Here is a 10,285-nt window from a genome sequence, read left to right on the forward strand (position 1 = left end):
AAAGAAAGTAAATAAAATATAGCAAAAATGTAAAAAATATTAATCGAAATATACTGCTGTAATTTTAAGTAGTATTAACTTTTTTGAGATTAGTGTGGGATTTTATTGTATTTAAAAGATGTGATAGCGGGGGTGTAAGACGGTTTATTAAATAGTAAAGGGATATAGACAAAAGAGGTTTAAAAATTTTAATTTATTAACTTAAATAAATAATAGTTAAAAATAAGGAGTATTACATGAAAGAAAAAATATTATCAGCGGGTTTGGCAGCTCTATTACTAGTTGGGAGCATAAACCCCGTTGCATATGCGCAGAATGGATTGAGCAATAAAGCGAAAGTAGAAAAATTAGTAAGCAGAAAAATAGTAGAGGGAGATGAAAAAGGTAACCTCAACCTTAATGACAACATCAAGAGAAGTGAGATAACAAAAATAATAGTTTATGCACTGGGAAAAGAAGCAGAAGCAAAAAAATTACAGCCAAAACAAGGGAAATTTTCAGACGTTTTAATAAATCACTGGGCAAACGGAGTAATTTCATTTGCCAGCGAAGAAAAAATGAAAAATGGACAAAATATAGTAAACGGATATCCGGACGGAACATTTAAACCCGAAGACAACATAACAAATGCAGAACTGTTAAAGATGTTGGTAGTGGCGACAAAGAAAGACCTAAATAGCATAGAGATCAAAAATGCCCAATGGCCAAAAGACTATATAAAATGGGCAGAAGAAGAAAAACTGATAGGAAAAGACACAGGAATAGAAAAAATAGAACCAAGCGAAAAAGCTACAAGAGAAACAGCATTCGTAGCATTGAGCAACGGATTAGAAAAAATAGAAAAGAAGACAAACACAAGCACAAACAAAGAAGAACCAAAGAAAACAGAAAACAAGAATAGGAGCGGATTTAACTACAGAACAATAAACATAGTAGGTTACGATACACCAAGAGAAAATAGAAGTTCAAGTGCAGTAGATTTAAGACCTGCTAAGCCATTAAATCCTACAAACACTGTTACTCCTAAACAACCGGATATTCCTGTAGAATCATCTCAGAAAGAAGTATTAGACAAAGTGCCATCAAAAATAATTCTCAAAGATGGAAATGATATAGTAAAAGAATATACTTGGACAAAAGATGAGTGGGTGGGAAATAAAGAAATTGTAAAAAAATTAAATCAAACACTTCCTAAGAAGTATGAAAATTTAGATAAGAATACTTTTAACATTGAGCTGTTTAATAGCAACGGTCAAAAGTTAGAATTGATCAAAGAAATTAATGTTACAGGAGGGGGAGAAAATAAAAAATTAATTACAGTGTACTTAAATGATGATAAATCAAGTTACATAATGTTGTTTTTTGAATTTGAAAGTAAAGAAACTAAGACTGATAGACCGTCGAAAGACAAAAAAACGGGAACAAGTTTAGACCGTAATTTAATTTCAAATTTGGAAAGAGGATCCGTGCCAATAGCTGGTCCAATCCCAAGGCCAAAAGAAGAGAGAAACAGAGATAAATTGAAATTTTTGACTACGGAAGAGATTGATAAAATAGGCAAAGATAAAATTTACCCGGACGGAGAATATTATGGGGATGGATATGGGCATCATAAAGCAAAAGCAGTACCGTTAAAAGTTACTATAAAAGATAATAAAATTGTAGACATAGCAGTGGTTAAAGAGGAATTAATAAAAGCGGACAAACATCATCCGGATATAGATGATGGTGGAGTATATTTACGAGGCTACGAGAAAGTTAGAGAATCAATACTTAAGAATCAAAATCATCATCAATTAGCATATTCTTTATGCTCTTACTATGAAGCTAAGGATAAGATTGTCAGGATGATAAATGAAAATAAAAATAACGCTGAAAAAAGTTATGAAGAAGCTTTTAATCAAATAATTGGTGAAGGAGAAATTCCTAAAGAAAAATTTATTATTGGGAATGCTGCAGACCTTGAGAATAATATACATGTATCGTTAAGAAACTATGCAAGCGAAAAACTTGGGTATAAAAAATATTTTGACCAAATAGACGGCGTAAGCGGAGCTACAGATACCGCAAAGGGGACGGTTGAAGCTGTTGCTATGGCATTGGAGAAGGCTGATCCGGCGATACAGTTTACAAACTTGATTATAACAGGAGAATTTGGAACGAGAGAGGGTTATACAGTTAAAGAAAATTCAAAGTTGGATTTGGATAAACTTCAAGTAGAACTTACCATGAAAAACAGTTCAGAAAAGAAGACTGTTCCGTATTCAGATTTTGACCAATATGGATTAAAAGTAATAAATGTTTACACGGGAAAAGAAGTCAAAAATGGCAGTGAGATAAATTCAAATCTACTCGGTACAGATATAAATAGGGGATTGTATTTGGCGGTAATTCATGAAGATAGTAATACAATCAAAAGATGTAAAGTTATTTATGTTGAAGAAGAAAGAGTGAAGCTTGAACCGTTAGGGATATATTTAAAAGTTAGCGGCTCAGATAATTTGATAAATTTAACTCCTTTTAATCCAGAGGAGTTTGCACAAAAAGTTAAAGTTTCTCCTGATGTTTACAAAGCGGTATCTTCACTTAATGGAGTAGAATTTATACTTAAATACAGAGAAGAAAGCAATGAAGAAAGAGAAACGCAATTAGTTTACAAAAAAGAGAATTTAAAAGAAGCTTTGGAACACAATAGAGAGATTATTTTGGATATTGACACTAGTAAAATCTCTTCTAAAAGCGGTAAAAAAATAAAATACAAATATACAACCTACAATTTAAATATTATAGAAGATACTTCTATGAAAAATTTTATTGATAAAGATAATCGCAATTAAAAACTAGGGCGATTTAAATAGATATTTTTATCGTATGACTATTATTTTGTAGTTTAGTAAATTATCAGAAACAAAAAGGAATTAATTGTTGTTAAGAGCAGGTTATTTATCTTGCAATAATCACAAAGCAAAGGAGAAAGATGACAAATTGGCAATATCCAATAAAAACAAATCTCCCCCGTGAAGACGGGTAAAGTTGAATTTTAGAACGATGATCAGACCATATAGCACATTGATTTAAGAAGTTAATAGTATCAAGAGAATGTTTGTTAAAATTTGAAGCATTCATAATAGGATGAGAGTTAAAAATTATCATTTGCTATATAAATAACAGTTAAAAATAAGGAGTATTACATGAAAGAAAAAATATTATCAGCGGGTTTGGCAGCTCTATTACTGGTTGGGAGCATAAACCCCGTTGCATATGCGCAGAATGGATTGAGTAACAAAGCAAAAGTAGAAAAACTGGTAAACAGAAAAATAGTAGAGGGAGATGAAAAAGGTAACCTCAACCTTAATGACAACATCAAGAGAAGTGAAATAACAAAAATAATAGTTTATGCACTGGGAAAAGAAGCAGAAGCAAAAAAATTACAGCCAAAACAAGGAAAATTTTCAGACGTTTCAATAAGTCACTGGGCAAACGGAGTAATTTCATATGCCAGCGAAGAAAAAATGAAAAATGGACAAAATATAGTAAACGGATATCCGGACGGAACATTTAAACCCGAAGACAACATAACAAACGCAGAACTGTTAAAGATGTTGGTAGTGGCGACAAAAAAGGACCTAAATAGCACAGAAATCAAAAATGCCCAATGGCCAAAAGACTATATAAAATGGGCAGAAGAAGAAAAACTGATAGGAAAAGACACAGGAATAGAAAAAATAGAACCAAGCGAAAAAGCTACAAGAGAAACAGCATTCGTAGCATTGAGCAACGGATTAGAAAAAATAGAAAAGAAGACAAACACAAGCACAAACAAAGAAGAACCGAAGAAAACAGAAAACAAGAATAGGAGCGGATTTAACTACAGAACAATAAACATAGTAGGTTACGATACACCAAGAGATAGTAGAAGTTCAAACACAGATTCAAGACCTGCTAAGCCGTTAAATCCTACAACTCCTACTACTCCTAAGAATCCGGCAGCACCTCTAGTGCCATCTCCTAAAGAAGATGTAAAGTATGCTGATGGAACTTGGTATGGAATTGCAAAAGAAAATTATGCAAATCCTCAAAGAGGAGAAGATTTAGTAGCAGTAACAATAAAAGATGGCAAAATAACAGGCGCAAAGATAGTTTATACTACAGAAGATCCGGCAACTGGATTATCAGAAACAAATGGTATAAAAATTTTAGGTGCATATTTTGGAGAAAGTGAAGAAACATTTAAAACACCGAAAAATATAGATGAAAAAGGATTGAAAGAAGTACAAGAATATCTTCAGAAAAAAGTAAGAGGTAAGATAAAAAATTTAAATTCTAAGTATGATGCGGTAACAAATGCTACAATCTCTGCAAGAGCTTACTTGCTGGGAGTAGAGCATGCATTAGAAAGAGCCGCTAAGTATGCAAAGGATAAAGAAGATCAAAAAATAGCTTTTATTAAAGTTGAAGATAGAACCAATGCTATGAACGAAGGTAAATTATTCTATGATAAACCTATAAATTTAGGATTTTTGAGATTTGAAGTTACAAAAGCAAATGGCGAAGTTCTTAAATCTCAAACATTAGATGATTTAAAGAAATTAGGTGTAGAGTGTAACTATAAAAATGGAGATGTGATTGCAAACCAAGGGAAACGTACTGCAATAGAACTTAAATTTACACATGCGCCTTCTTTGACAGAGCAGAGTTTAAATATTGTTGTGTCAGAAACTCCAAAAGTAAAAGACAACCCATCACATTTCCTTATAACTTACAAAGACGGAAGCAATCAAAAAATAGACATTCCAAAAGGAAAATTAACAGTTGGTAAAGTTATATCTATAGACAAGCCTATAGAAAAAGTTGAACTATATAAAGATAGTGAGATGATATTAGAAACTGAACCAATATATCAAGGAGATAGTGCAAAATATTTTGCAGAGACTAAAAATTTGGCTTCTAAAGATAGATGGGAATATGGAACTTACCGTTTAGATACTCATTTTGAGAAGGGTTTAGAAGTAGAGTCCTTTGAAATAGAACCTATAACAAAAAAATACGGAGTAGGGGAAAAGCTTAGTGATAAAGATTTAAAATTAAAAGTAATTATGAACTCTGGGCAGACAAAAACTATATTCTTTACAGATGCACCAAAAGAAGGCTTTGAAATAGACCCTATAATAGGATATGAATTTACAAAAGATGATTTAGCAAAGAAGGAAAAGGAGATTACCGTAAAAAATAAAGGTAAAGAACAAAAATATAAGGTGCAAATAACTGAACAGGAAAATTTAACACCAGCAAAAGTAGTTATAAAAGATAAAAAAGATGGTAAAGAAATTTTCGAATTGAAGTGGAAACAAAATGAGTGGACTGATCAAAAGGGACAAATCTTTAAAAAAGGTATAATAGGAACAATTCCAACTAAATATAATAGTTCTAAAATAAGTGATTTTGATATAAAAGTATACAATTTAGAAGGTAAAGAAATAAATATTCTAGATGCTGAAAAAACAGTTTATTCAGTAATTAAAAAAGAAAGAGGATTTTTCCAAGTTCATTTCAAAGCTAAATATGATGATGTAAGTAATTATGCAATGTGGTCAGTTGGCTTTAAAGATGCAATAAAAGATGAAGATAATATAGTCGGCAAAGATAATGCAGGCGGCAAAGCAAAAGTAATAGATAAAGTTCCAACAAGAGTAGTTCTAAGAGATAAAACAGATAATACTGTTGTAAAAGAATTTACATGGAAGAAAGAAAAATTTGAAGAGTCTGGAACAATTTCAAAACCCAAACAAAGTATCCCGGTAAAATATAAGGATTTAAAAGAAGATACTTTTAAAATAGAAGTATTTAACGAATCAAATCAATCCATAGATGACGTAGTTGAAGAAGTAAAAGTAGTGAATGCTGGAAAAATGAAAAATCTTACTATTAACTTTAAGACTGATAAATATGCTGCAAGTTATTTGATGATATTTTTTACTAATTTCGAAGAACAAGAAAAGTCTGTAAATGAGAAGCAAGGGAATTCTCAAGTGAATTACTTTGGAGAAGCTCCATGTGAAGATATAATTGCAAAGTTTAATTTTACTCAAAAAGTAAAAGTTGTAGTTGGAGATGATGGCCGAATTGAAAGTGTAACAGATAACAATACGGATAGAGGTAGTCAGAATGCAATTTATTGGACGGTATATGAGAATCATGAGAATGGATTAAAGAAATATAAAGGGAAAGACCTTGATGGAGTTAAAGCTATGAAAACAGATAAAGACGGAGTAGATTCTGTTTCTGGAGCAACAGTTACATCAAAATCAGTTCAACAAGCTGTAATAAAGGCATTAGAAAGTAAAAATCAAAAAAATAAGTAATAAATTTATAAGGGGCGGGTTTAAGTCCGTCCCTTATAATCTTTAAATTTTAAGGAAGGGAAAGAGATGAAAATAACAATTTGTGTTCTGTCGGCACTCTTATTTGGATATTTATTTTCAGATAAAATCAGAAAAAATAATATACCTGTGTATATTTTAGCTTCAACAATATCTGTAATGGCAATTATGCATTCGTTTTTTAAATTAAGTGGATATAATGTTGAATATTTTGTAGGGCTAAAACAAATTATGCGTGCTATAGAATCAGGAGCTCTAGGTGGAGCGTTTTTTATAGTTGTAATGTACTTGGGTGTAGTAAATATGAAATATGAAGTATGTAAGAGATTGAAGATAATTAGAGCGGAATTATCTATAATAGCTTGTATATTTACAATACCGCATAATTTTTATTATTTTTTTGATTTCATAAAAAAAATCTGAACTTTTAGATAGGATGAGCGGTTTTTCTATATGGACAAATTTGATGGTGTTCGCGTCTGCAATTTTTGCCATAGGGATTATGCTACCTCTATTTATTACATCGTTTAAATTTTTTAGGAAAAAAATGAGTGGCTCAAAGTGGAAAAATCTGCAACAGTTTGCTTATATATTTTATGCAATGATATATGTGCAAGTTGTTATGGTCTATATATCAAGGCCTCTTGGACTTGATAAAGTTATAAGTTTAATTTTTTATAATGTTGTATTTATTTCTTACACAATATTAAAAGTTAATGGAATTTTAGAAAAGAATAGAAAGAAAAAAGTTTTATTGGTAGAGAAAAAGGGATAGATGTTTTTATGAATATAAAACAAACAATAGTAACAGTGTTAGTATGTTCTTTAATAGTGATGGGAATAAATTCCGGGACTAAAATAAGCAAAAGTCAATCAGTCGGGAAACAAAATTTAGTCGGCATTATTAAGGGACCTTTAAAAAATGGAAATTTTGAAGGAATCGGCAAAGGCTACAATGGCGATATAAAAGTGAATATAACTATAAATTCAGGTAAAATGGAAGATATAGAGATAATAGATTCTAATGATGATGAAGAGTATTTATTGCAAATGGATGGTTTAATAAAAGATATTTTAGAAAATGAGTCTATAGATGTTGATACAATAAGTGGGGCTACATTTTCTTCAAATGGAGTAATAGATGCGGTGAAAGATGCTTTGATGAAAGCCGGGGGGTTAAAATGAGTAAACATGGATCTAAGTTTGTTTTAACTGGAGTAATTTTGTGTGTTTTTTTCAGTATAACTAGTTTTGCATTGGGGAAGTCTGTAGCTGATAATACTCTAAAATCTAAAGCGGAGGCTTATAAAAAACCTAAACATGCAAATTTAGCGATAAAAGATTTAGAAAATAATGATGTAATTGAAAGTAATACATACATTGATAAGGAAAAAGGATTAAAAGATGGTGTGTACGAAGGGACAGCTAAAGGTTTTAAGAGCGATATAAAGGTATCTGTAAAAATAGAATCAGGAAAAATAAAAGATATAAAAGTTCTTGAAAATAATGATGATAAACCATATTTTAATAAAGCTAAGTCAATAATAAGTAATATTATAGAAAGACAAAGTCCTGATGTGGAAACAATAAGTGGAGCTACTTTTTCTTCGGTCGGTATAAAAAATGCAGTCATAGATGCTTTAGAAAAGGCCGGGGCTGGTGAGTTAGAAAAAACTTCTGTGAAGAAATCAGTTCATTCAGCGGGAGTTGATGGAAGTTATAAGAAAAAGTTGGATCAAATTGCAAAAATGGTTGAAGAATTGAGTAATGAAAAAATTACTCCAAACAAATTAAAAGATGGGACATATGAAGGTTCAGGTAAAGGCTTCAAAGGTGAAATTAAAGTGTCTGTTAAAGTGGAAGATGCTAAAATCACAGACATAAAGATATTAAAATCTTCTGATGATGAGCCATATTTTAGCAATGCCAAGGCGGTATTGGATAAAATATTAAAGACGCAGTCTACAAAGGTAGATTCAGTTAGCGGAGCGACTTTCAGTTCAAATGGAATAAAATCGGCAGTTAGAAGTGCTTTGAAACAAGCCGGCGATGATTCAATTGTAAGCTCACCGGAAAATAATGATTCTTCAAATGAAGAGAATAAGGAAATAAATAAAAAATTAGATTTAATTATAAGTAAGTTTGAAGGAAGTTCTGAAGGTTCTGAAAATTCTAAAGGCTATAAGGACGGGACATATAAAGGAAAAGGAAAGGGCTTTAAGGATGATATAGAAGTTGAGCTAACTATAAAAGACGGCAAAATAGAAAAAATAGATGTCTTAAATTCTTCTGATGACGAGCCTTATTTTAGCAATGCCAAGGCTATTTTGGATAAAATAGTAGAGTCACAATCCGCAAAAGTAGATTCAGTTAGCGGAGCAACTTACAGTTCAAATGGAATAAAGTCAGCAGTTAGAAATGCTTTAAAACAAGCCGGGGGCAAAGGTGATGAGTCAGATGCTTCACAGGAAATTAGCGAAAAGCTTGACGGAATTAGCAAAGAAAATAAAGAATTGAAAAAGAAAATAGAGGCTTTAAGCAAATCTATCAGTTCACTGGATAACGGAGGAGACCCTACTTCATATAAAGATGGAAAATACGAAGGAGAAGGACAAGGCTTTAAGGGAAGTATAAAAGCATCTGTAGTAGTGAAAGATAAAAAGATAGAGTCTATAAATATTATTGAATCTTCTGATGATGAGCCTTATTTTAGCAATGCTAAAGCGGTGATAAATAAGATAATTGAGAAGCAATCTACAAAGGTGGACTCAATAAGTGAAGCAACTTTTAGTTCTAATGGAATAAAATCGGCAGTTAGAAATGCGCTTAAAAAAGGTGGCGGTTCTGAAGGCGGAAATGACGAAATAATGGGAATGTTAAAAGCAATTTCAAAAGAAAATAAGGAATTAAAAAATGAAATTAGCAGATTAAATCAAAACTTAAATGTGATAGATAGAGGTGAAGAGACTAAAGGTTATAAAGATGGTGAGTATGACGGAGTTGGCAGAGGTTATAAAGGCGAAATAAAGGTTTTAGTTAAAATTAATGAAGGCAAAATTGAAAAGATAGATATAAAAGAAGAGAATGAAGACAGACCTTATTTCAATTTGGCAAAAAATATTACTAAAGATATAGTAAAAAATCAATCTGTAAAGGTGGATTCAATATCAAATGCCACTTATAGTTCTAATGGAATAAAGAATGCAGTAAGAGATGCACTTAGAAAAGCAAGCATAAAAGAAGTAGGGTTAGGCAACAAGGAGCCTAGATCAGATGAAATGCTCAAGACTATTTATGATGATAATAAGATTATAAAAGAAAAATAAACTCTATAGAGGATTGGAAAGCTACAGTTACAAATCAAATCCAAAACATAATACGAGACTTGAAAAATTTTATAAATCCGAATATTAATTATGACGAAATTAAACCTCGTGAAAAAAATAAATCGGATAATAGAGATGGAAAATACAGCGGTAGCGGTAGAGGTTTCTTAAATTTTGAAAGTAAGGATAATAAAAATGTGAAAGATAAAAATTCTATTTCTGCATCTGTAACTATTGAAAATAATAAAATAGTAGATATGAAAACTACCTTTGAAGACTCCCAAAATCCGGGAGTGTACAAAGTTATGTTTGATAGATGTATGGATAATTTATGGCTTAAAATTAAAAAGACAGACAGCGTAGAAGAAGCTTACCAACTAATTTCAAATATGTATGATGACATCAAGCCGATAAATAAAAGAGGGTTATATACGACGGAACAATCAAAAATAAACAAGCATTTTGATGGTATAAGCGGAGCTACTTTTTCAACTTCAGGAGGTCTTGAAGCTTTAAAGAAAGCCTTAGAACAATATAATTCTAGATAAAAATTTATAACTTATTAAAATATGTGGTGAT

General features: G+C 31.2%; 7 protein-coding genes. All 7 read left to right on the forward strand.

Going from position 1 to position 10,285, the window contains the following annotated elements:
* The first annotated feature begins 236 nt into the window (after positions 1-236).
* The 7 genes from HMPREF9129_RS04175 to HMPREF9129_RS04200 all read left to right on the forward strand — a co-directional run bounded on the left by HMPREF9129_RS04175 (position 237) and on the right by HMPREF9129_RS04200 (position 10,254).
* Positions 237-2,837, forward strand: a complete 2,601-nt coding sequence (locus HMPREF9129_RS04175; RefSeq protein WP_004820673.1) for an S-layer homology domain-containing protein — start codon at positions 237-239, stop codon at positions 2,835-2,837.
* A 354-nt stretch (positions 2,838-3,191) separates the two neighbouring features.
* Complete coding sequence (locus tag HMPREF9129_RS04180; protein WP_004820674.1) at positions 3,192-6,362, forward strand: FMN-binding protein; 3,171 nt, start codon at positions 3,192-3,194, stop codon at positions 6,360-6,362.
* A 66-nt stretch (positions 6,363-6,428) separates the two neighbouring features.
* Positions 6,429-6,803: a hypothetical protein gene (locus tag HMPREF9129_RS11955; protein WP_004820677.1), complete on the forward strand. Its 375-nt coding sequence runs from the start codon at positions 6,429-6,431 to the stop codon at positions 6,801-6,803.
* 13 nt (positions 6,804-6,816) lie between these two features.
* Positions 6,817-7,155 (forward strand): hypothetical protein, encoded by a 339-nt coding sequence (locus HMPREF9129_RS11960; RefSeq protein WP_004820678.1) that lies wholly within the window; start codon positions 6,817-6,819, stop codon positions 7,153-7,155.
* Between the two features lie 8 nt (positions 7,156-7,163).
* Positions 7,164-7,565, forward strand: coding sequence for an FMN-binding protein (locus HMPREF9129_RS04190; protein ID WP_004820680.1), 402 nt, complete (start codon positions 7,164-7,166; stop codon positions 7,563-7,565).
* Positions 7,562-9,706: an FMN-binding protein gene (locus tag HMPREF9129_RS04195; protein WP_004820681.1), complete on the forward strand. Its 2,145-nt coding sequence runs from the start codon at positions 7,562-7,564 to the stop codon at positions 9,704-9,706. The genes HMPREF9129_RS04190 and HMPREF9129_RS04195 overlap by 4 nt, the downstream gene beginning before the upstream one ends.
* A 59-nt stretch (positions 9,707-9,765) precedes the next feature.
* Positions 9,766-10,254: an FMN-binding protein gene (locus tag HMPREF9129_RS04200; protein ID WP_004820684.1), complete on the forward strand. Its 489-nt coding sequence runs from the start codon at positions 9,766-9,768 to the stop codon at positions 10,252-10,254.
* Positions 10,255-10,285: the final 31 nt, after the last annotated feature.

The organism is Peptoniphilus indolicus ATCC 29427 (assembly GCF_000227315.1).
In the GTDB taxonomy this organism is placed as follows: domain Bacteria; phylum Bacillota; class Clostridia; order Tissierellales; family Peptoniphilaceae; genus Peptoniphilus; species Peptoniphilus indolicus.

What these genes read in the sequence shown, in the direction of transcription:
- HMPREF9129_RS04175 (WP_004820673.1), top strand. Translation starts at nt 237, where the DNA reads ATGAAAGAAAAAATATTATCAGCGGGTTTGGCAGCTCTATTACTAGTT.
- HMPREF9129_RS04180 (WP_004820674.1), top strand. Translation starts at nt 3,192, where the DNA reads ATGAAAGAAAAAATATTATCAGCGGGTTTGGCAGCTCTATTACTGGTT.
- HMPREF9129_RS11955 (WP_004820677.1), top strand. Translation starts at nt 6,429, where the DNA reads ATGAAAATAACAATTTGTGTTCTGTCGGCACTCTTATTTGGATATTTA.
- HMPREF9129_RS11960 (WP_004820678.1), top strand. Translation starts at nt 6,817, where the DNA reads ATGAGCGGTTTTTCTATATGGACAAATTTGATGGTGTTCGCGTCTGCA.
- HMPREF9129_RS04190 (WP_004820680.1), top strand. Translation starts at nt 7,164, where the DNA reads ATGAATATAAAACAAACAATAGTAACAGTGTTAGTATGTTCTTTAATA.
- HMPREF9129_RS04195 (WP_004820681.1), top strand. Translation starts at nt 7,562, where the DNA reads ATGAGTAAACATGGATCTAAGTTTGTTTTAACTGGAGTAATTTTGTGT.